Source organism: Bradyrhizobium sp. Ec3.3 (assembly GCF_000472925.1).
GTDB lineage: Bacteria > Pseudomonadota > Alphaproteobacteria > Rhizobiales > Xanthobacteraceae > Bradyrhizobium.
Genome location: NZ_AXAS01000032.1, coordinates 101,520 through 123,932 on the forward strand (window position 1 = coordinate 101,520; position 22,413 = coordinate 123,932).

The following is a 22,413-nucleotide window of genomic DNA, read 5'->3' on the forward strand; positions in this document are numbered from 1 at the left end:
TTTGCCGTTTCTGCGCTGCGATTCAATCCTGTTCGTATTGCAGCACGCACGCGCTCGATCACAGCGCTTCGAGCGCGCTGCGGGAGGGGGCGACCGGCAGCCATTCTGGAATGCGACGCTTGGCGAGCCAATAGGGCCGCCAAAGCGACAGCCAGGTGTCGCGATCTAGCGGCACCGTACCCCATTTGCGTCGCGCCATGTCGATCTTCGACAAGTCATGCGTGTGCAGCCACTGGCGCGCGGCCCACCACAGATCGCGTGATACATCTCTGTTACCGGCACCCTTGAGCTCGACGATGTTGGGGAGCGGATCGCGATAGCGGCAGGCGACCCGCAACGTCGCGACGCGCTCGCCGTTTCGCCTCACGCTCCAGAGCCGTGAGCCATTGTGAGCGAGGTTGTAGCCGTAGGTGCGAAGGCAATTCTTCATGGCGACCGCCTCTTCGGTGATCGAGGCGGTCGAGTTCAACGGAACGAAATCGTACCCGGCCACATGACTCGCCTCGAGCCACATGTCGCTGATCGGCTGAGGACCAAGGCTCGCATGCAGCGCGATTTTCGTCCGCCATTCGTCGGCGGCCGCAAGCGCTGAACCAATGTGCATGTTCGGCGTCCACGGCCGATCGATGAGCTCGTGTCCGAAGGTTGCGGGCTGGACGGAAAACCACGACCAGAGACTGATGAGTCGCAAGCGTGCGGGCTTGATGCGCCGCGGCTCGCGGATGCATTCGCGCGCGATCCACACGGCCGCCGCCTCGTGCGCGCATTCGGCAACGTCAGTAACGGCCTGCAGCCACGTCGGCGCGAACCTCGGTGAGCGCGGGATGTGGTTCGCGATCTGCCGGCGAAACAGTTCACCGTCAGGCAGCAGCCTCACGATCGGACGCACGAACGCCTCCGGAGGCAGCTTGCGCAACCACATCGGCACGCCAGCCGCCGCGGCTACGTCCGTCAGCGCGGCGCCATCGATCACGCGCGCGAGCGCCTGCGCGGGATCTAGCCCGGCGCGCGGGACGGCCAGCGCAAACAGCAGCGCAGGAAAGCTCGCGCCGAGGTCCGCAATGCGCGGGTGGCACATGGCCAGAGCGCGCACCGCTCCCTGAAAGCGGGAATGATATCTCCGGAGTTGACGTTCGAGCATGTTCGAACGCCCGGCCCCCCGGCGTGGGACCAGGACAAGAGACGAGGTCATGGAAATGGTTTCCGCGAGCGCGGACGCAAGGCGTCCGCAGGCAGATTCGACGAGTTCAGCGTTTTGAGATCTCACCCGGGACTAAAATCCCGGAGCGCGCGCTAAATATCGCGCATCGAACCCGGGAAGCGTGCAATCGTCAGCATGGTCGCCTCCTGCAATGAAGTTGCGGTGCGTCCCTGTACCCCGTTCTCTGTCGACATGCAACTCCAGCGCGATCAGCGGAGGGCGCCAACGAACTACTCCTCCACCGCCAGCCCATCCCCATGCACATACCACTCCGCCCGTGACGCCCACTGCACATGCCGGTCCGGCGTCACACCAAGCGGCTCGTCGAATGCGCCGGCGTGGATGATCGCTTCGCGTCCGCTGCGGGTGAGGTGCGGCATGGGGCTGCCGCAGATCTTGCAGAAGGCGGTCGCAAAGCTCCGCGCCGTCGGCAGGTCGTAGCGCGCGACGGATGCTTCTCCGCGCAGCCATCGCAGTGCGGAGGCCTTGACGATCACCTCGCAGGAATGCGCTGACCCGGTCGCCTTCTGGCAGCGCGAGCAGTGGCAGTTCAGGAAGCGGTCGAACGGACCCTCGACCTCGAAGGCGACTTCACCGCAGAGGCAGCTTCCGCGGAATGCGGCAGCGGCTGCAGGAGACCCGCGGCACATGCGATATCGGTGAGCTTGCGCGCCAGGATCGGCTTGCAGGCCGGTCCGACGTCGGCGCGGGGCTCGTAAAGAACGGCTTCCCAATGCTCGGGAGTTATCGCGTCGGCCGGGCCAAGTGAGGGAGCTACAGGCGCGTTTCTACCGGCGGCCGCGGCGGCCAACTTTTCCAGCTGCTTTTGGGTAGGCATGCGCCAGCTTGCATGACGTTGTGTCATAAAGTAATTGGAACATATAGTGAACAAATATCGAGTCCGGGCAGATCGGCGTGAGCGTCCGCGGTTACTACCGCTGAGCGAGCGAACCCTGGGAGAGCCCGAGACGCGTTAAGCGCTTGATGCTGCTGAGCTTTTGGCTTGGCTGGATTCGGTAACTGAATCAGAAGGTTATCGTTGTTTTATGCTAGGGCGGCCGTTATCGTCGCAAAAAGGGGCGGATCGGTGGTTCGAAAGGCCAGGCAGACATCGGCGGGAGGGATCGCAAGTCGCTGCAACGCGCTCGCGCGCCTGCTCGGATACGGCGGCCGGACCACCTATGTCGACGCGCGATCGCTCGCCGATCGGACGTCGAACCATATCATCCGACAGGCGATCTCCGGAATCGGCGTCAGAGGCGTGTTCGCGCTCGACGATGGCTTCCATCCGTCCTCGCTCAAGCCCATCGTCTACCTCGCCGGCGCGGACGACGCTGCATCGTTGCGCGCTATACGCAGGGACGTCTGGAGCCAGGGCGCCGTGCCGTTCCTGCTCGTCGTCACGCCCGACAAGGTCGAGATTTGCAACGGCTTCCAACCTCCCGGCGCGTCGACGATCAGCGTCGACTTCTCGGACGACGCGTCCGCGCTGCCGGACTCGCTCGCGAGCTTCGCTGCCGATAGGATATCGGCCTCCATCACGTGGAGTGACTTCACGATCCACCGTGACTCGAGCGTCGACAACAATCTGGTCAACGCGATCGAGCTCCTGAACGAACACGCGCGCTCCGAATTCCCGGAGTTCAGGGACAACCGCGACCTTATCAACGCACTCATCGGCAAGTTCATTTACATCTACGTGCTCGTCGACCGCGGCATCCTGTCGATGGAGTGGCTATCGTCGCGTCTGCCGGCGCGCGCCCGCAAGGCGGGGCAAGCGTTCCTGCAGGCGGTCTTCTCCAGGGACGCGCAGACGGCCGACGACTGGTCGGCGCTGTCCGCCGTCGCGGTATTCGACGTCGTCGACGACGCCATCAACGGATCGGTATTCGCGTTGACCGCCGAGCAGCGCGCTCGAATCCCCGACGGTCTCTGCCATCTCATTCACCGCGTCGTGCGGCGCGGCGAAGTCCTGTACAAGGATGGCGCGCAACTCGGCTTCTTCGATGTCTCCTTCAGCGTCCTGCGCACGGAAACGATTTCCGCCATCTACGAGCGTTTCGTCAGCACGAGGACGCGGCGGGCAAGAAGGATGACGGCGTCTTCTACACGCCGCCGCATCTCGCCGATCACGTGCTCGACCGGCTCGAAGCGGCGAACCCGATCTCGGTGCGATCGCGACTGATCGATCCGGCGGCCGGTTCGGGAATCTTCCTGGTCGGCGCCTTCCGGCGTCTGATGGAAAGGAACGCGCCCGCTGGCGGCTGGCAACCGCGTCACATTGGACGCGCCAAGTCGCTCCTACTGGAGACTATCCACGGCATCGAGAAGCATCCTCAGGCGGCCAACGTCTGCCGGTTCAGCCTGTACCTGACGCTGCTCGACTACGTCGGTAGGGCGCCTATCGAGAAGCTCGTCCGCGCGGCCGGCGACGAGAAATTCTTGCCGGACCTGCGGAAGAACGTCGTTTCAGCCGATGCCTTCGCGTCGAAGATTCCCGCGGCGAAATATACGCACGTCGTCGGCAATCCCCCCTGGCCGATGAGCACCGGCCAGAAGGACAGGACGAACCAAGGCGGCGAGCGTCGCGAGGAGAGCGCCGACGTCCTCAGGTTCGCGGAAGAACTGCAGAAGGCCAGGCTTGCCTTCGGACACAACAGGCTGTCGGACCTGTTCACGTGGCTCGCAATCCGCAGGCTCGCCGCCAACGGCGCCGCCATCGCTTTCGTGCTACCGGCGAAGTCGGTGATCGGACGGAACGCCAGCAACTTCGCGCATTGCCTGGCGAGCAACGTCGCGATCGAATGGATCGGCAACCTGTCGCACCTGCGCCGCAAGCTATTCGAGGGCGTCGAGGCGCCGGCTTGCGTGGTCGTGGCGACCAACCGCACGCCGTCTTTCTCGGATCGCACGGCCGTCTATCGTCCGCTACTATCCTCGCTCCCGGGAGGCCGGCGGAACGAGATCTGGAGCCTTCTGGCCTCGAGCGTCGACGTACAGACCATCCGGTCCGTCGATCTCCAGCGTGGCCCGAGTGGATGGTTCGTCCATTCGATGCTGGGCGAGTTCGACCGGCGCATGCACGAGTCCCTCAAGACCTGGTCGACGGCGAAGAAGCGCACGTTGGGTGACTTCCTGGAGCGGTCGGGGCTTCTGATGAGCAAGGGCGGCAGTCCCGCCGAGACCGGGATCAAGCGCAAGGCGCACAACGGCAAGAGCGTTCAGCTCCACTTCTTGGAACGCGACGAACTCGCCGACGTCTCACCCGCCTTCAGGGGTTGGTTCTCCGGCAACGTGATCCTGATTCCACGCAGCTTCAACGAGGCTGCGTACTACAAGGGCCCCGTGGCCTATCCGTCCAGCTTCAACGCGATTATTCCCGCCGCGCAGGAGCAGAGCAGTCTACAGAGGCCGATCGAAGAGGAAGCAATGCCGTATCTGCCGGCGCGATCCGTCGACGGCTTCCTGCGCTACGTGAACTCGTCGGTGCTGCGCTACTTCGCGTCGCTATTCGGCGCGAGCTACCTGATGGACAAAGCGAGGTTCGAAAAGAACGATCTGCAGGCCCTGCCGTGTCCGTTTGTCGACATGAACGACGCCGATCTCCGCGCGCTGGAATCATCGACGTCGGTCGACGACTCCATTCTGGACGCGATGAAGGCGGGGGCGGACTTCCGCGCCGCCTTCCGCGAGTTCGACGATTTCCGCCAGCACTTCGCCAACGCGCAGGTGCCGCCCGACAGCCAGCGTCCGGTCTCGGAAACCGCGCGCGAGACCTACGTGGCGCGCCTGGTTGCCGAACTGCAGGCCTCGTTCGGACCGAGACGCGAAGTGCACGTGCGGGTCGACAACCACGACCGCAGGACATTCGTGAGCGTCGGGTTCGGGCGGAAGCCGCCGTCCGGCGCCGACAAGGTCGACGTATCGGGACAGTTTCTTGGCACCTCGATCGTCACCTACGATTCCGAGAGCGACACCTCGCTCATCGTTAAAAGCCCGACGCGCCATTCCTGGACCATCGATCAGGCGGTCGCGGACGCGATGGCGGTGAGCCGCGAGATCCGGAGCGCGCGATGACATCGAGGCGCGTCGACGAGACTCGGAAGGAGGAGTGGCTCGCCTTTCTCGGAAATGCGATCGAGGGTCTGAGGCTCGCGGCGATCAAGGTGCGGGAGGAGAAGGAGCGATTCGAGACCTATTCCGACTGGTTCAGGCCGACGTCGAATGACATTCCGCGCGAGAACTCGGTCAGCCAGGCGCTCAAGCAGGTGTTCGACGAGATGCGGGCCGAGCAGCAGATCTCCTCGTCCGGAGTGCAGGCGGTCGATCTCCGTCACATCAAGATCGAGTGCGAAAGACCCCGGCCCCTCGATGTCGGCATCAGCGACTCGGCCAACCCGACCGATCTGTCGCTCGTCCTCATGAAGGACAACGAACTGGATCTGCGCATCGAAGCGAAGACGGTCCTGAACGACGCCGAAGTCAAAGCCGAGTATCTCGGCAAAAGAGGTCTGCGCCGCTTCGACGACAATTCCAACCCCTACACCGTGCAGCCCTATGGCGGCATGATCGCCTACGTTGTTGATTCCGATGCGGCCACCTGGACGACCGCACTCGGAGCCGCGGTAGAGAAGGCGGTTGGCGCGAAGCGCTACGGCAAGCTCAAGATCCGCAACGAAGACCATCACGTTTCGCGGCATCGGGTGGATTACAAAGGCCGGGGCAGGACGGTCCGCCAGGACGTCGAGGTCCTGCACCTCGCGATCGAGATCGACGCCAAGCCCCCAAGGCGATGATGACCCGAACGCGGTCGCCGCTGCGCTGCTTCCGCCATGCCTCTCAAGTTTGCTATTGTGGCGTTGCAGTAGTCGCTGCAGCAGTGCTGCACAGAAACTGCTGCGCTAGCGGCACCTGTGTTTGTCGATGAATTAGGCAGAGACGCCACTTAGCTTTACTGAGCTTCTGGGCAAGATCAATCGATGTCGAGGACTCTATAGAGTTCTTCCCTGACGTTCGTCCTTTGGTCGATCCAAAGAATCCGTTTAAAGTCTAAATCAATCTCAAGTTCAATATTTCTCTTTTTCGGTTTGCTGTCGTCCTCTAGAAAGATTCTGTTTCCAAGAATCCTGCTGAATTTGAACTGGAAAACACTCCTCGCGCCGCCCTGAAATGATTCTTCGTCCCAATTCTCTCTATCCACTTTTATGAGGCGGCCAGCGATAGCGTCCTTGTGAGCATATGTAACAACCGAAGGTTCTCCGCTTTCACCAAACAATCGTTTAAACAGCCTCGAAGTAATGTTGTCGATTTGGCCGCGGCGGTCAGCAAGCTCCTTGCGAGCGGCGTTTAATCGTTGATTCCAGTGCACGTTTGCCGTCGTAGTGAGAACAGCCACTATGTTGCTGACTATGCTCATGAGCATCGACGGGTCGGTCCACGCGCCCGGCGGCCATCTTGCGGCGACTATTAGTGCGGTTGCACATCCAGCTAGCACGGTGACGCTGCTCAGAGCCGCAAACGCCAGCGAAAACCAAGACCAACGTCTCACTTCAGCGAGAGGCTCGTCGAGTGACTTAAGCAAAGCGTTCTTGAAATCATTGAAAATCTGGCGCTGCCAATCCTGAGGGGTCCCACCGGGCCCGCCGCCACTCGTAGCAGAGCTTTGTTCTGTGCCGTTTGGCGATGATGAATCCGTCATAACCACCTCCTATCGTATATCCGCCTAGGAGTAGTGCACGGTAATGGTACACCCTGAGCTTGCGGCTCGACAATGTCCGACTTGGGTCAAACCGGCTGACCCTAGCCGAAGTCGAGCGCCGACGCAGGTACTGCTTCAGCACGCGGTACTTGGTCAGTGGACTAAGGCTTTCCGCGCGGCCATCGCAGTGCGGAGGCCTTCACGATCACCTCGCAGGAGTAGGTCAGTTTAAAGCGACGGTGCGGCAAGGCGCCGATGCGTTTCCGCCACTCTCGCAGCAACGGCGCGAGAGGTGTTTGCGGCCCAAGGGTGGGAGAGCGTCCGTCGATCAAGTCGGTCGTGCGATGATGGCATATTGCAGGTGATTTGCCCGACGTGTCAAGTTAATTTCGTAAAATCAGCAATCTGCACTTCGGGCACTGTCGGCTACTTTGCATGGGGTTGTTTTCGACATTTTGTTATGTCCTCCCGGAAGGTGATAGGGAGGCCCGACGAAAGACACCAGCACCGCGTTCCCTCTACTCCGCTTTGGCCGCGAGGCCCTGCAGCGCGTAGAGCCACCCCAACAGGGTCACAACCGACAGCAGCGTCGTGATCGAGACCGTGGATGCGACCAGCGAATGCTCGACCTTGTAGGCGCCGGCCAGGATGTACGCCGTCTTCGCCGTCGGCACGGCGGCGCAGATGACGGCGGCGATCGTGTAGAAGGGATTGAGGCCTGAGGCCACGCACAGTCCGTACACCAGCAGCGGCATGAGCACGAGCTTGACGGCCGCGAGCACGAGCGACGCATTGAGGTTCGCGCGCACGCCTTCGATCGAGAGGCCGAGACCGATGGCGAAGAGGGCGCATGGCGTGAGCGCGGCCGCAAAAATGTTCAGATAGGCCTTGAGCGGAGCAGGAATCGGCAGGCTTGTGATCGCCCAGGCAAGACCGATCAGGGTCGAGAGCACCATCGGATTAAGCAGGATCTGCTTCACCAGCGTGGAGGGGGATGCCGCGCCCGGCGCGCCGCGGCCGCTGCTCTCCAGGAGGATGACGGTCACCGGGAACATCACCGCCGCGACGAACACGGTTGCGATGGCGGCGGGCAGCACGGCTGGCTGTCCGTAGATCGAATGCAGGACCGGCAGCGCCACGAAGCCGGTATTGGTCATCGCTGCGGTCATGCCCTGCATCGTGCTGGAGGCGAGGTCGCGGCCGAACGCCATGCGAACGACCAGAAAGACCAGCGCGAAGCACAGCATCGATCCGCCGCCGAAGGCGAACAGGAAGCGCCATTCCAGGAGATTGCTCGCCGGCTCCTGCGCGATGGTTACGACCAGCAGCGCCGGCATCGCCACGTTATAGGCGAAATGCACGAGGCCGTCGGCCAGCGACCGCGAGATGTAGCCGAGCCAACCGGCGAGCCAGCCGGTGACGATGATGGCAAAGACGGGAAGGACGAGGCCGGCGACTTGCATCCTGGTTCCCCCTCGGCTGATGCCCTGATCAGCCCCGTGATGTCACCTCGGGACATGCGACCCGGGGTTGTCTGGGCTATACTAGATCAGATTCCGGATCAGCTTCCAGGAAACCTCATGTGGGGTCCGCTCAGCCGGCGTGATGCGCTCCTGCAAACAGTGGGGCTTGCGGCCGCGAGCATGGCCGCTGCCGTTCCCGTGCCCGGCCGGGCGGCATCGTCGCTGGCGCCGCTGCGCAGCCGCGAGATCGACGGCGCATTATCAGCCAGCGTCAGCGCGCAAAAGATTCCCGGCGTGGTGGCGATGGCCGCGAACGAACAGTCGGTGCTCTATGAGGGCGCCTTCGGCCTGCGCAACGGCGATGCGGCCTCTCGCATGTCGACTGATACGATCTTCCGCATCGCCTCGATGGTCAAATTGCTGACGTCGGTCGCGGCGCTGCAGCTCGTGGAGCAGGGCAGGCTGCATCTGGACGAGCCGGCCGCCAACATCGATCCGGCGCTGGCTGCGATTCAGGTGCTCGCCGGTTTCGATGCGAAGGGTGCCCCGCTGCTGCATTCTCCCGAGAGGCCCCTGACGCTGCGCCATCTGTTGTCGCACACTTCCGGCTTCAGCTATCTGCTCTGGGATCCGAAAGTCGCCCGCTATCTCAAGGTCGCGCGCGGCAAGCGGAACCTGCCGCGCATGCCGCTGATGTTCGAACCCGGTGCAAGATGGGCCTATGGCGGCAGTCTCGACCGCGTCGGGCGGATGGTGGAGATCGCGAGCGGCGAGCCGCTCGAGCGCTATTTCCGCGACCACATTACGGGTCCGCTCGGCATGAACGACACCGTCGTTGCACTCGATGACAAGCAGCGCGCGCGAGAGGCCAGCCTGTTCGTGCGGGATGCTCGGGGCAAGCTTCTGGTGCAGCCGCTGGAAAAGCCGGGCGGCAGCAAGGCGTTTCTGGGTGGAGGCGGCATCTATTCCACCGCGTCCGATTACCTGGCCTTGCTCCAGGCGCTGCTCAACGGCGGAAGCCAGCGCGGGGCGCGCATCCTACAGCCTGCGACGGTTGCGTTGATGTCCGAAAACCAGATCGGCAATCTCGAGGCCGGCATCCTCAAGACGACCAATCCCGCGCTTTCGAACGACGTCAACTTCTTCCCGGGCACCCATCTGCGATGGGGGCTCGGCAATATGATCAACCTCGATCCCGTCCCGGATGGCCGCAGCGCCGGCAGCCTGACCTGGGCCGGCCTGTTCAACACCTACTACTGGATCGACCCATTAAAGCGCCTCGCGGGCGTCATCATGATGCAGATCCTGCCCTTCGCGGACGGCGAAGCGCTCGACGCCTATCGCCAGTTCGAACAAGGGGTTTACCGCGCGTTGCGACAGTCCTGATCTTTTGCGGCGCAGGAGCTTGAGGCATGATCTGGAAGTGCGATCGCGCTCTGCGCTCACCTTGAGGTTAATCATGTCTCCCAGAATCTCACCTGCGCCTGCCGGCGCAGCCTCACGCCGGGCCGCCAAGCCGACCGTCGTCTATCCCGCCGGCGCGATGCAGAAGCCGGACATGGCCGTGCTGGAATCCGCGCGGCGGACGATGGTCAAGACGCAGGAAATCGTGGTGCCGCCGCGCGATGCCCGCGCGTTTCGCGTCTCGCGCGGTCAGTTTTTCCGCATCGTCAGCATTGAGGGCCCGCAGGTCGGCGACCTCAATCTCTGGAACGCTCACGATCTCTCCGAGCGCTTCTTCAGCGGCAAGACACGTGCGCTTCACGCAACGCATGTCGGCACCGGCGACCGGCTCTGGAGCACCATGCCGCAGCTGCGGCCGATGGCGACCATCAGCCATGACACGCTCGGCTGGTACGGCTTCGACGCGGATGGCGCCGGCATCCACGACGTCATAGGCACGCGCTGCGATCCCTATACCCACCTGCTGCTGGGCGGCACGTCCTATAATTTCTGCTGCCACTCCAACCTGTCGCGTGCGCTGGCTGCCGAATTGAAGACCGACGTGCGTGCGGTCGAGCATCACGTCCACGACGTGCTCAATGTCTTCATGTGCACCGGCTTCACCGGGGATACGCACCAGTATTTCATGAAGGCCAGCCCCGTCCGTCCCGGCGACTTCATCGAGCTCTTCGCGGAGATCGATCTGCTCGGCGCCCTGTCCGCGTGCCCGGGCGGCGATTGCAGCGCGACCCATTCCAGCGACGTCGCGGCCTGCTATCCGCTCAAGATCGAGGTCTTCGAGCCGGACCGGACCAGGCTCGACAGCTGGCGCTGGCCGTTGCCGAATACCTACCATCGCGGCCACGGGAGTGATCGCTAATCGCCGGGAACCAAATCCGCTGTCTGTGCGTCATTGACGGGTTGCCGTGGCTCCTGCCGGTGGCAGGAGCCGGAGACAATCGAAAGGGGGAGATCATGAGAGCGCTCTTCGTCACCGCTTTGCTCGTCGCGACCGTTGCCGGAATTGGTCTTGCGACCGCCGCCGTCGGATGTGGCCCCGGTTGCCACCCCACCATCTCCGGGGCCTGCGTCGTCGATGGATGGGGGACCGGCGCACGCGTCTGGAACGAGTGCCCCGCAGGGGCGCAGCCCCGGCCGCCCTGTCCATCCGGCTACACCTGGAGTCCGCGCAAACGCGCCTGCTTCGCCAGCTATTAGCATTGCGCCTCGAACGACCGTCGGGCCAGCCTTTGGCTTGGTGTGATCGCGTTTGGCTAAGCCGCTTTGCTCGAAATGAGGACCGCGACCGATCGCGGGCCGACGCTGTACGCGTTGGAGATGTAGGGCTGCGCGACCGCCTCCTCGACGATATCGTTCGGACTCTCCAGCGACGTATCCACCACACGCTTCCAGATCGACGACGTCGGGAGTTCGAAGCTCAGTGCTTCCCAATAAGCATTGAACATCGCAAAAATGTCGGCGCCGCCTGTCGATGCGCCGCTTAAGTGCAGCGCAAGCGACCGCGAGCCGCCGCCGAGCTCGGGGTTGCCGTCGGTGCCGTGCCAGGAGCAGTCGGCGCCCCATCCGGTGCTCCTTGCGATCACCGAATGGGCCTTGCGGAAGCCGATCATCATGCGGAAGAAGCGCAGCACGTCGGCGTTGGTTTCAGCGAGGTCCCAGTCGAGCCAGGTAATCTCGTTGTCCTGGTCGTAGACGTTCGGATTGCCGTTCTGGCTGTGCATGAACTCGTCACCCGCAACGAACATCGGCACGCCGTTCGACAGCATCAGCAGGCAGCAGAAGTTCTTGACCTGCCGCTTCCTCAGCGCGGCCACATCGGGAGGCACGTTATTCGTGCCCTCGTAGCCGCAGCCCCAGCTGCGCTGGTCGTCGTTGGTGTAGCTGACGAGATCGCAGAGATTGAGCCCGTCGTGGCAATCGACGAAGTTGATGCTCTGCGTACGCCGGTCGGCGTCAGCCAGCGTGTCCGGAAGCAGGTCCGTGCTGCCGTAGAGTCGGGTCATGAGATCGGCGACCAGGCCGCCATCGCCCTTGACGAAGCCGCGGACGGTACTGCGGAAATGATCGTTCCACTGGCACCAGGAGCGGCCCGGGAAGGCGCGGCCCATCTGGTAGCCGCCGCCAGCGTCCCAGGGCTCTGCGATCAGTCTGATATCGGCGAGATCATGGTCGCTGGAGATTTCCACGACGATCGGCGGATCGTCGGAATTGAGCGAGCCGTCCTCATTGCGGGCGAAGATCGAGGCAAGATCGAAGCGGAAGCCGTCGACGCCGATCGACGTCGCCCAATATCTGAGGCTGTCGACGACCATCAGCCGCGGTGCCGGATGCGCGGTGCGCAGGTCGTTGCCGCATCCGCTGAAATTGACGTAGCTGGAGAAGTCGGTCGGTGACAGCGCGTAGTAAGTCGAGTTGTCGATGCCGCGGAAAGAATAGGTGGGCCCGCCATTGCCCATCTCCGCGGTGTGATTGTAGACGACGTCGAGCAGCACCTCGATGCCGGCCCGGTGCAGCTCATCGACCATCAGGCGGAATTCACCGAGCGCATTTTCAGGCCTGCCGGCCACGCTGTAGGGCGCGTGCGGCGAGAAGAAGTTGAGCGTCATGTAGCCCCAGTAATTGGTCGTCCCCGGCTCGAACTGGTGCACGGGCATCAGCTCGACAGCGGTGACGCCGAGGTTCTTCAGATACGGGATCTTTGCGACGATACCGGCAAAAGTGCCGCGCTGATCTTCGGGCACTTTCGAATTGGCCCGCCGCGTGAAGCCGCGCACATGCATTTCGTAGATGATCAGCTCGTGGTCGTGGCGTGGCGCCGGCGGCCGGCCCGGGGGCGGGGCCGTCGCGCCATCAGCGAGCAGTCCGAGCGGCGCCTTGCCCGCGTTCGATCCGGCTTCCATCGCCGCATCGCGGCTGAAGGCGGGCGGGAAGAACACGCCCTTGGCATAGGGATCGAGCAGGATCTTGTCGCGATCGAAGCGTTGCCCGCTTACGGGATCGAAGGGACCATCGACCTGATATGCGTAGTATTTGGCGTCCGCGATCATTTCGGACGGCAGGCGCATATGCCAGACGCGGCCGCTCTTGTTGACAGGAAATGTAAAAGGCAAAACGCGAAGCGGTGTCGCGAACTCGCCATCACGATAGAGCAGGAGCGTGACCGCGGTCGCGTGCTTGGAATAAAGCGCGAAGTTGCAGCTCTGGTCCGCCTCGTTACGGGAACAGCCGAGCGGCCAGGGCAAGCCCTCGCTGCCTTCCAGATCCGCCATGACGATCTCCAATGCCCGCGGACGGCGGGCTCCATGCTCACATCAAGATGGCGTCGTGCGGAAATAAGAGCCCACCGGGATGACAATGTCGAGACTGAGGGATAACAGAGTGCTGCGCGCGTCAGGTTGGATCGCGCGAAGCGTTGCCTCGGTGGCACGGCGAGCCGTTTCGTGTCATATTCGGAGCAAGGCGGCCGCTGCGTGTCGGCAGTTGCGGCGCCAATCAAGCAACAAGCGCTGGAGGAGCGTTGGGGATGTCGAAGCGGACGACGGCCGCGGTCTGGGTGCGGAGCATCGCTGAGATGCTCGCCGCAGAAGGGCTGGACGTCTCGAGCCTGTTTGCGGCCGCCGGCATCGATCCGCAGGAGCTGGAAGGAGCGAGCGCGCGGCTCTCCACCGAGAAGATCAGCCACCTCTGGGAGCTTGCGGTCGAGCGGTCGAAAAATCCGGCACTCTCGCTTGCGCAGTATCAGATGGCGCGGCCGGCGGCGTTCGACGTGGTCGGCTACACCATGATGTCATGCGCCGATCTGCGCGGCGCCTTCGAGCGGCTCAACCGCTATCTGCTCATCCTCAGCGACGCGCTGACCATGAGCATGACTGAGGACGGTGATTGCTGTCGCATCGATTTCGTGCTGTTCGGCGGCAGCCGGCCGATCCCGCGTCAGCGCATCGAGTTCATCTTCGTCACCGTGATCGGCTTCTGCCGCTGGGTCGCACGCAATGACGTCAATCCGCGCGCGATCGCGCTCACCTATCCCCCGCCCGCAGATATCTCGCCCTATCACGCTGCCTTTCGCTGCCCGGTTACGTTCAACGCCGAGCGCAACAGCGTGATGTTCGCGCGCAGCGACATGGACCTGGCACTGCCGACTTTCAATCCGCAACTCGGCGAGCTGCACGAGCGTTATGCCGGCGAATATCTGCGTCACTTCGATCACGCGCTGACGAGTTTTCGGGTGCGCGAGGCGATCGTGCGGCGGCTTCCCGACGGTGAACCGCGGCGGGACGAAGTCGCCGTCGAGCTCTGCATGAGCGAGCGCACCCTGCAGCGACGGCTGGAAGAGGAAGCGACCTCGTTCGTGCAGCTTCTGGACGATACGCGGCGGGAACTGGCGGACCAGTATCTCGGCCGGCTGCATCTGTCGCTCGGGCAGGCGGCTTATCTGCTCGGCTTCGCCGACCAGAGCAGCTTTTTCCGGGCCTGCCGGCGCTGGTTCAAGGCCTCGCCGGGTGAGTATCGCAACCGCCTGTTGCACGGGGTGCCGGCGACCTAGTGAGGGCAGGGCGATCGAATCCGAATGCTTAAATCTTTGCTAAGCGGTTCGGGATAAATTGGCATTTCAGCATTCTGCCAATTCACGCGAGCACCAAAATGTTTTCCCGCATCAGTTTCAAGCTTGTCCTGATTGTCGCCATCGGCCTCCTCGGCATGATCGTGCTGGCGCCGATCGCGCTCTACACCATGCGTGCGCAGATGGTTGCCGACCGCCAGGCCAAGACCCAGCAGATGGTTGACGTCGGCTATGGCATTCTGACGCACTACCAGAAGCTCGAGAGCGAGGAGAAGCTGACGCGCGAGCAGGCGCAAGGCGCGGCGATGGCCGAAATCAAGAGCCTGCGTTACGACAAGGTCGAGTATTTCTGGATCAACGACATGACCCCGAAGATGGTCATGCATCCGATCAAGCCGGAGCTCGACGGCAAGGATCTCTCCGGCATGAAGGATCCCGCGGGTAACGCGCTGTTCATGGGCTTCGTCAACGTCGTGAAGGGGCAGGGCGCGGGCTTCTACAGCTATCTCTGGCCCAAACCCGGCTTCGAGCAGCCGGTGGCGAAAATCTCCTATGTGAAGGGCTTTGCGCCGTGGGGCTGGATCGTCGGCACCGGAATCTATCTCGACGACGTCGATGCCGTGTTCCGCCAGACCGCGATGACGTTCGCATGGGTGTGTCTTGCCGTCTTCGCGGTGGTTCTCGTTGCCTCCTTCCTGATCGGCCGCAGCGTCACCAGGCCGCTTGCGGCCATCACCGCGCTCACGGAGCGGCTTGCGTCCGGCGACAGCGCGTTCGACGTGCCCTATACGAGCCGCCGTGGTGAAGTCGGCGGGCTGGCCAAGGCTCTCGCCGTGTTCAAGGACAATGCCGCGGCCGTGCACCAGATGCATGCCGAGCAGCAGGAGTTGAAGCAGAAGTCGGATGCCGAAAAGCGCAAGGTGATGGTCGATCTTGCCGGCAAGTTCGAGGCCAGCGTCCAGGCCGTGGTCCGCGACGTCTTCAGCGAAGCGCAACGGATGCAGCAGGCCGCGCAAGGCATGTCGGAAACCGCCGACAAGGCGAGCGCGCGCGCGAGCATCGTCGCCGATGCCTGCCAGCAGGCTTCGAGCAACGTGCAGACGGTGGCCTCCGCCGCCGGCGAGCTATCGTCGTCAATCACCGAGATCAGCCAGCGTGTCGCGCAAGCCGCCCAAGTCGCCGACAAGGCGGCGGCCGACGGCCAGCGCACCAACGACACCGTGCAGGGGTTGGCTCAGGCGGCCCACAAGATCGGCGAGGTCATCGACCTCATCAACCAGATCGCCTCGCAGACGAACCTGCTCGCGCTCAACGCCACCATCGAGGCGGCGCGCGCCGGCGAAGCCGGCAAGGGCTTTGCCGTCGTTGCAAGCGAGGTGAAGTCGCTGGCGAGCCAGACCGCGAAGGCAACCGACGAGATCGGTGCGCAGATCTCGGCGATCCAGGCCGAGACTGATCAGGTGGTCGGCAACATCCAGAGCATCCGCGCCACCATCATGGAGGTCAACGAGATCTCCTCCTCGATTGCGGCCGCCGTGGAAGAGCAGGGCGCCGCGACGCAAGCCATCGCCCGCAGCGTGCAGGACGCCGCCTCCGGCACCAACCAGGTCTCGCAAAACATCTCCGGCGTCACGGAGGCAACCTCCGAGACCGGTCATGCCGCAGGTCAGGTGCTGCAATCGAGCGGCCGGCTGACGCAGAAGCTGCAGGCGCTGCAGCACGAGGTGACGACCTTCGTCGCGGGCGTAAGGGCGGCGTAATCGTCACCACTTTCGTGGCCCCGCGGTCCGTCACTCTGAGGTGGCCGTGCGTAGCACGGCCCTCGAAGGGCGACCGCCCGGCTCTCGACGCAAGGAAGTCGTAGTGCCTGGGACAAATGGGCCGTTCATCCTTCGAGGCTCCCGGCGCAGCGCGAACGCGCTGCGCCGCTCGCACCTGAGGATGACGGTGTGAGATGTGTGCGCAGAGGTTAGGATAGAGCGATTTATTCCGCGTCGCGGCACCATTGCGTGCCGCAAGCCGGGCGACCCTTGACTCGGCGCTCGCTTGTCGTTGACGTCCCCCGATGCTCGCTGCAAATGCAGGGAGCATGGAGGCCCGCTCAATGTCGTTCCGAAAGCTCCTGATCGCCAATCGCGGCGAGATCGCCATCCGCATCGCGCGGGCCGCTGCCGATGCCGGCATTGCGACGGTAGCTATTTTTTCCGCAGACGATGCGCTGTCACTGCATGTCCGCGGCGCCGACGAGGCGATCGAAATTCCCGGCCGCGGTGCGCGAGCCTATCTCGACATCGAAAGCGTGGTGAAGACGGCGAAGGAAGCAGGCTGCGACGCTGTGCATCCCGGCTATGGCTTCCTCAGCGAGAATGCGGACTTCGCCAAGGCCTGTGCGGCCGAAGGCATTGCCTTCGTCGGGCCGAAGGTGACCGCGCTCGAGCTGTTCGGCGACAAGGTCGCGGCGCGTCAGCTGGCCAAGCTTTGCGGCGTGCCGATCATCGCCGGCACCAGCGGTCCGTCCTCGCTTGGCGAGATCCAGGCGTTTTTCGACTCGCTCGGCAAGTCCGCCGCGATCGTGATCAAGGCGATGGCCGGTGGCGGCGGCCGCGGCATGCGCATCGTGGAGAAGGCGACCGATCTTGCGGAAGCCTATGCGCGCTGCCAGTCCGAAGCGAAGGCCGCTTTCGGCTTTGACGGCGTCTATGCCGAGCGCCTGATCCGAAAGGCGCGCCACATCGAGGTGCAGATCATCGGCGACCATCATGGCGCGATCAGCCATCTCTGGGAGCGCGAATGCACCGTCCAGCGCCGGCACCAGAAGCTGGTCGAGGTGGCGCCCAGCCCCTCGCTCAGCGACGGCTTGCGCGGCCGCATCATCGAGGCGGCGAGGCAGCTCGCCACGCACGCGGCCTACGACAATCTCGGCACCTTCGAGTTCCTGGTCGATGACGCCACTGAAGACAGCTTTGCCTTCATCGAGGCCAATCCGCGGCTTCAGGTCGAGCACACCGTGACGGAGGAGGTGCTGGGCGTCGATCTCGTCCGCGCCCAGCTCGCGGTCGCCTCCGGCGCCTCGCTCGCTTCGCTCGGTCTCGACCAGGCTTCGATTCCGAAGCCGCGCGGCTATGCCATGCAGCTCCGCGTCAACATGGAGACGTTGGACGAGACTGGCGCCACGCACCCGACCGGCGGCGTGCTCGCCGTGTTCGAGCCGCCGTCGGGGCCCGGCGTGCGCGTCGATAGCTTCGGCTATGCCGGCTACAAGACCAGCGCCGCCTTCGACTCGCTGCTTGCCAAGGTCATCGTCCATACGCCGGGCGAGGCCTGGCACGACGTGGTCGCGAAGGCCTCGCGGAGCTTGCGTGAGTTCCGGATCGACGGGGTCGCTACCAATATCCCCTTTCTCCAGGCGGTGCTCGCCCATCCCGACTTCAAGACCAATCGCATCGCGACCGACTTCATCGATCGCAACGTCGCCAAGCTCGTGGAGGCCGCCGACGGCGCAGCGCGGCCGCTGTTCTTTGCCCCGACTGACAAGTCCGGCGATCACGCGGCGCAAGCCCATGCCGCGCAGGAGGTGCCGGAGGGAACGGTGATGGTCGCGGCGCCCTTGCAGGGCACCGTGGTCACGATCCAGGTCAAAGAGGGCGAGATCGTGCGTCCCGGCCAGCAGCTCGCGGTGATCGAATCCATGAAGATGGAGCACCTGGTGATGGCCGAGCAGGGCGGCCGGGTGACAAAACTCGCGGCCGGTGACGGCGTCACGCTGCTGCATGGCGAGCCGATCCTCTATCTCGAACCGCTCGACGTCGCAGCCGACAGCGCGGCCAAGGAGGCCGAGATCGATCTCGATCACATCCGTCCCGATCTCGCCGAGATGTTTTCGCGCCAAGCCAACACGCGCGACGAAAATCGCCCGGCGTCCGTCGAGCGCCGCCGCAACACCAATCAGCGCACGGCGCGCGAAAACGTTGCACAGCTCGTCGACGACGGCTCCTTCATGGAATATGGCAGTCTCGCCATCGCCGCGCAGCGCCGCCGCCGCAAGCTTGACGACCTCATCAAGAACACGCCGGCAGACGGTCTCATCACCGGCGTCGCCACGGTGAATGCGGACAAGTTCGGATCCGACGGCGCGCGCTGCATGGTGGTCGCCTATGACTACACCGTGCTTGCGGGCACGCAGGGCCACATGAACCACAAGAAGATCGACCGCATGCTGACATTGGCCGAGCAATGGCGCATGCCGCTGGTGTTTTACGCCGAAGGCGGCGGCGGCCGGCCCGGCGACACCGATCGTCTCGGCATGACCGGTCTCGATGGTCCTTCCTTCCTGCAATTCGCGAAGCTTTCCGGCCTCGTGCCGGTGGTCGGCGTCGTCTCCGGCTATTGCTTTGCGGGCAATGCGGCGATGCTCGGCTGCTGCGACGTCATCATCGCCACCAGGAACGCCTCGATCGGCATGGGCGGTCCGGCCATGATCGAAGGCGGCGGGCTTGGCGTCTATCATCCCGCCGAGGTCGGTCCGGTCTCGTTCCAGTCCCCGAACGGCGTCATCGACATCCTCGTCGAGGACGAGGTGGAGGCGACGAGGGTTGCGCAGAAATACCTGTCCTATTTCCAGGGCGCGGTGAGCGAGTGGCAAGCCGCCGATCAGCGCCTCCTGCGACGGGCGATTCCCGAGAACCGCCTGCGCGTCTACGACATCCGCACCGTGATCGATCTGATCGCAGACACCGGCTCCGTTCTCGAGCTCCGCCGCGACTATGGCGTCGGCATGATCACGGCCCTCATCCGCATTGAAGGCAAGCCGTTCGGCCTGATCGCCAACAACCCTCGCCATCTCGGCGGTGCGATCGATGCGGATGCCGGCGACAAGGCGGCGCGCTTCCTGCAGCTTTGCGATGCCTTCGACATCCCGATCGTCTCGCTCTGCGACACGCCCGGTTTCATGGTCGGTCCTGAAGCGGAGAAGACAGCGATCGTGCGCCACGTGTCCCGGATATTCGTCACCGGCGCGAGCCTCACCGTGCCGCTGTTCGGCATCGTGCTGCGCAAGGGTTATGGCCTCGGCGCACAGTCGATGATCGCCGGTGGTTTCCACGCCTCGTTCTTCACCGCGGCCTGGCCGACCGGCGAATTCGGCGGCATGGGGCTCGAAGGCTATGTGCGGCTCGGCTTCCGCAAGGAAATGGAGGCGATCGCCGATCCGGTCGTGCGCGAGACCTACTATCGCAACAAGGTCGCCGAGCTCTACGCCAACGGCAAGGCGGTCTCGATCGCCTCGGTGTTCGAGATCGACAACGTCATCGATCCCGCCGAGACGCGGCGCTGGATCATGGCGGGCCTGCGCTCCGTGCCGAAGCCGCCCGAGCGCACGACCAAGAAGCGCCCCTGCATCGACGCGTGGTGAGCAGGCGCAGCAACGTCAGCGCGTCGGTTCCCGATTGACATCCCCGCCTGGACTGCCAGACTTTGCACAATAATACAGGGTGGAGACGTCTGCGATGGCCAGCCTGTCGGCTTCGAACCATGTCGCCCGTGTGCTGTCCGTCGCCACTCACGCGACCGACGTCGATGCGGAGTCGCGGATCGCAAACTCCTGGAGGCGCTGCCTGATCAACCACAAGCTCGATCCGGCACGCCAGGGCCCGCCGCAGACGCTCACCGAGACCGAGATCCGGCATGTCGCCGAACCCCTGGAGGAGACGATCCGGCTCGCGACGCCCGAGCTCGATGATCTCGCGCGGGTGCTGCGCGAGGCCGGCTATTGCGTCAATCTCGCCGACGCCAACGCCACCATGCTGTTCAGCCGCCTGCCGGGCGAAGCCGATGCCAAAATGTTCCTTGAATGGAAGATCTACACCGGCTCGAATTTCGCCGAGGCTTGCGAGGGCACCAATGGGCTCGGCACCGCGCTAGCCGAGAAAAAGCCGATCCTTGTGCATCGCGACGAGCATTTTCGCGAGCAGTGGAGCATGTTCTCTTGCGCGGTTGCGCCGCTGTTCGACCAGAGGGGGCGCATCGCCGGTGCGGTCAATATTACCTCCTGCCGCGAGGATCTTTCGCGCGCCGCGCATCAGCTTGCGCTAGCGGTTACCATGGAGGCGACGCGCCGGATCGAGGGCGCGATCTTCCGCAACCATTTCCACAATGCCTGGATTGCGACCGTGCCCGGCGACGGCGGCAGCGGCCTGATCGCCTATGACGACGACCGCCGCATTGTCGGCGCCTGCCGGGCGGCGCGCGCGATGCTTGGACTGACAGACGGCCTCATCGCATCGGGCATCGACCTGTCGCGCTACGTCAAGTTCGACGCGGCGGAAGAGACGGGCGCCGTGCGCCGTGCAGACGGCAGCCCGCTCGGACGCGCTCATGTGGCGCCGCCGCTGCGTGCACGACCACCCGGCCGTCAGCCGGTTACGCGTCGTGAGAATCGCGCAGGCCGGTTCGATGGTCTCGACAAGCTTGCCGGTAGCGATCCCGCACTGGTCAAAGGTGTGAAGCGGCTGAAAAGCATCGGCGACCACAATTTGCCGATCCTGCTGCATGGCGAGACCGGCGTCGGCAAGGATGCCTTCGCGCGCGCCATTCATGCCGCAAGCAGCCGCGCGCGCAGCAATTACGTCGCGCTCAACTGCGCGGCGATGCCGGAAAGCCTGATCGATGCCGAGCTGTTCGGCTATGAGGCCGGCGCCTTCACCGGTGCTCGGCGCGACGGCTCGAAGGGGTTGATCGTACAGGCCGACGGCGGCACGCTGTTCCTGGACGAGATCGGCGACATGCCGATCGCGCTCCAGACCCGGCTGTTGCGCGTCCTGGAGAACCGCGAGGTCTGGCCGCTCGGCGCGCTCAAGCCGACAGCCGTCGACATCCGCCTGATCAGCGCCACCCATCGCGATCTCGGCCGCATGGCGGAGGAGGGCAGCTTCCGCGCCGATCTCTACTTCCGCCTGCGCGGCATGGAGATGCGGCTGCCGCCCTTGCGCGAGCGCGCCGACAGGGCGGATGTGATCAGGGACATCGCGGCCGAGGAGGCACCGGGTTGCAGGCTCTCGGCCGCAGCCTGGTCGGCGCTCTCAGCCTATCCATTCCCCGGCAACATGCGTCAGCTCCGCCATGTGCTACGGCTCGCCGGCTGCACCGCCGAGCATGGCGTCATCAGCGATACCGATCTCGATCTGCCGCCGTTCGGCGGCCGCGCCAGCGAGCCGGACCTTGCAGCGGCCGAACGCGCGACCATCAGGGAGGTGCTACGCAAGCACGGCGGCCGCGTCACGGAGGCGGCAAAAGCGCTCCGCCTCAGCCGCGCCACGCTCTATCGCAAGATCAAGCAGTTGAAGATCGACACGGCGCAGTAGCGCAAATGACGGGGCGCGCGATGTGCCCTCATAGCCGAAGCTGCGCTTCGGCGTCTCTTAAGAAACGGCCGCTGGAGGCGGCTTACGCCACCTTCTCCCGCAAGGATGTCCCTAAAGTGTGAGTAATCCTCTATGAGGCTCGATAATGCCAAAGGAGGTAATCTTTAGCCACCTTCTGTAACTGCAATCACAAATTTTCTCTCGCCAGATTTCCTCAACAGCCGGGGTCGCGCGTACCTCGCGTTTTCTCACGCGCCCCCGAGGACCCGGAGCCCGTGTCTGGGTCCTCCGTCGCGAGCCTTGTCTTCCATGTGGTTCTCGTGCCGCTCGTGGTATCGTTCTCGGTACGGACACCTCCACGTGCGGGGGGCAGCCATGGTCGAATATCCTGCCAAACGCATCGACTACCGCGAGCAAGGATCGGGGCCGACCATTCTTTTCGTGCCCGGCTCATGGAGTACGGGAGCGCTGTGGCGTGGTGTGATCGCTCTCTTAGGAGATAGCTTTCGGGCGGTGACAACGAGCCTGCTCGGTTATGGCGACACCGAAGAGCGCCGCAGCCCGGACGACATTTCTATCGAACGGGAGATCGACATCGTCGAGGCCGTCATCCAGCGCACCAACAGCGCTGTCCACCTCGTTGGGCATTCGTGGGGTGCCACGGT

At 64.0% G+C, this 22,413-nt stretch carries 16 protein-coding genes; 11 read left to right on the forward strand and 5 right to left on the reverse strand.

Annotation, left to right across the window (positions count from 1 at the left end; all coding sequences use genetic code 11):
• Positions 1-58: 58 nt before the first annotated feature.
• Together YUU_RS0127430 and YUU_RS0127435 are read right to left on the reverse strand one after the other, a co-directional pair.
• On the reverse strand, positions 59-1,078 hold the full coding sequence (locus YUU_RS0127430; protein WP_245288104.1) for a hypothetical protein: 1,020 nt from the start codon (positions 1,076-1,078) through the stop codon (positions 59-61).
• Between the two features lie 353 nt (positions 1,079-1,431).
• Positions 1,432-1,851, reverse strand: coding sequence for a GFA family protein (locus tag YUU_RS0127435; protein ID WP_027525270.1), 420 nt, complete (start codon positions 1,849-1,851; stop codon positions 1,432-1,434).
• Between the two features lie 437 nt (positions 1,852-2,288).
• Here YUU_RS0127435 and YUU_RS61380 point away from each other — a divergent pair, with 437 nt between their 5' ends.
• Genes YUU_RS61380 through YUU_RS0127450 form a run of 3 tightly spaced genes read left to right on the forward strand, consistent with a single transcriptional unit; the run spans position 2,289 to position 5,997 of the window.
• Entirely contained in the window at positions 2,289-3,386 is a 1,098-nt protein-coding gene (locus tag YUU_RS61380; protein ID WP_027525271.1) for a hypothetical protein, read from the forward strand.
• Positions 3,335-5,278 (forward strand): SAM-dependent methyltransferase, encoded by a 1,944-nt coding sequence (locus YUU_RS0127445; RefSeq protein ID WP_027525272.1) that lies wholly within the window; start codon positions 3,335-3,337, stop codon positions 5,276-5,278. Before YUU_RS61380 ends, YUU_RS0127445 begins: the two co-directional genes overlap by 52 nt.
• The gene (locus tag YUU_RS0127450; RefSeq protein ID WP_027525273.1) at positions 5,275-5,997 is read left to right on the forward strand and encodes a hypothetical protein; all 723 of its coding nucleotides are present in this window, start codon (positions 5,275-5,277) and stop codon (positions 5,995-5,997) included. Before YUU_RS0127445 ends, YUU_RS0127450 begins: the two co-directional genes overlap by 4 nt.
• A 176-nt stretch (positions 5,998-6,173) precedes the next feature.
• On the opposite strand, the gene YUU_RS0127455 is transcribed toward YUU_RS0127450, so the two are convergent.
• Both YUU_RS0127455 and YUU_RS0127460 read right to left on the reverse strand, forming a co-directional pair.
• Complete coding sequence (locus tag YUU_RS0127455) at positions 6,174-6,899, reverse strand: hypothetical protein (RefSeq protein ID WP_156944535.1); 726 nt, start codon at positions 6,897-6,899, stop codon at positions 6,174-6,176.
• Positions 6,900-7,417: 518 nt separating this feature from the next.
• On the reverse strand, positions 7,418-8,362 hold the full coding sequence (locus tag YUU_RS0127460) for an AEC family transporter (RefSeq protein WP_027525275.1): 945 nt from the start codon (positions 8,360-8,362) through the stop codon (positions 7,418-7,420).
• Positions 8,363-8,479: 117 nt separating this feature from the next.
• Between YUU_RS0127460 and YUU_RS0127465 the strand changes: the two genes are divergently transcribed.
• From YUU_RS0127465 to YUU_RS56700, 3 genes are all read left to right on the forward strand, one after another.
• On the forward strand, positions 8,480-9,748 hold the full coding sequence (locus tag YUU_RS0127465; RefSeq protein WP_051389910.1) for a serine hydrolase: 1,269 nt from the start codon (positions 8,480-8,482) through the stop codon (positions 9,746-9,748).
• Positions 9,749-9,821: 73 nt separating this feature from the next.
• On the forward strand, positions 9,822-10,685 hold the full coding sequence (locus tag YUU_RS0127470) for a DUF1989 domain-containing protein (protein WP_027525277.1): 864 nt from the start codon (positions 9,822-9,824) through the stop codon (positions 10,683-10,685).
• A gap of 95 nt (positions 10,686-10,780) precedes the next feature.
• Complete coding sequence (locus YUU_RS56700; protein WP_084801574.1) at positions 10,781-11,023, forward strand: GCG_CRPN prefix-to-repeats domain-containing protein; 243 nt, start codon at positions 10,781-10,783, stop codon at positions 11,021-11,023.
• Positions 11,024-11,079: 56 nt separating this feature from the next.
• Here the strand turns inward: YUU_RS56700 and YUU_RS0127475 are convergent, their stop codons facing one another.
• Entirely contained in the window at positions 11,080-13,095 is a 2,016-nt protein-coding gene (locus tag YUU_RS0127475) for a glycogen-debranching protein (protein ID WP_035663487.1), read from the reverse strand.
• 254 nt (positions 13,096-13,349) lie between these two features.
• Here YUU_RS0127475 and YUU_RS0127480 point away from each other — a divergent pair, with 254 nt between their 5' ends.
• From YUU_RS0127480 to YUU_RS0127500, 5 genes are all read left to right on the forward strand, one after another.
• Positions 13,350-14,372 carry an AraC family transcriptional regulator gene (locus tag YUU_RS0127480; RefSeq protein ID WP_027525279.1) on the forward strand — a complete coding sequence of 341 codons (1,023 nt, stop codon included), beginning with the start codon at positions 13,350-13,352 and terminating at the stop codon, positions 14,370-14,372.
• Between the two features lie 98 nt (positions 14,373-14,470).
• Positions 14,471-16,150: a methyl-accepting chemotaxis protein gene (locus YUU_RS0127485; protein ID WP_027525280.1), complete on the forward strand. Its 1,680-nt coding sequence runs from the start codon at positions 14,471-14,473 to the stop codon at positions 16,148-16,150.
• Between the two features lie 344 nt (positions 16,151-16,494).
• Complete coding sequence (locus tag YUU_RS0127490) at positions 16,495-19,800, forward strand: carboxyl transferase domain-containing protein (RefSeq protein WP_027525281.1); 3,306 nt, start codon at positions 16,495-16,497, stop codon at positions 19,798-19,800.
• Positions 19,801-19,894: 94 nt separating this feature from the next.
• Positions 19,895-21,748 carry a sigma-54-dependent Fis family transcriptional regulator gene (locus tag YUU_RS0127495; protein WP_027525282.1) on the forward strand — a complete coding sequence of 618 codons (1,854 nt, stop codon included), beginning with the start codon at positions 19,895-19,897 and terminating at the stop codon, positions 21,746-21,748.
• A 375-nt stretch (positions 21,749-22,123) separates the two neighbouring features.
• On the forward strand, positions 22,124-22,413 hold a 290-nt coding region (locus YUU_RS0127500), incomplete at its 3' end, for an alpha/beta fold hydrolase (protein ID WP_027525283.1).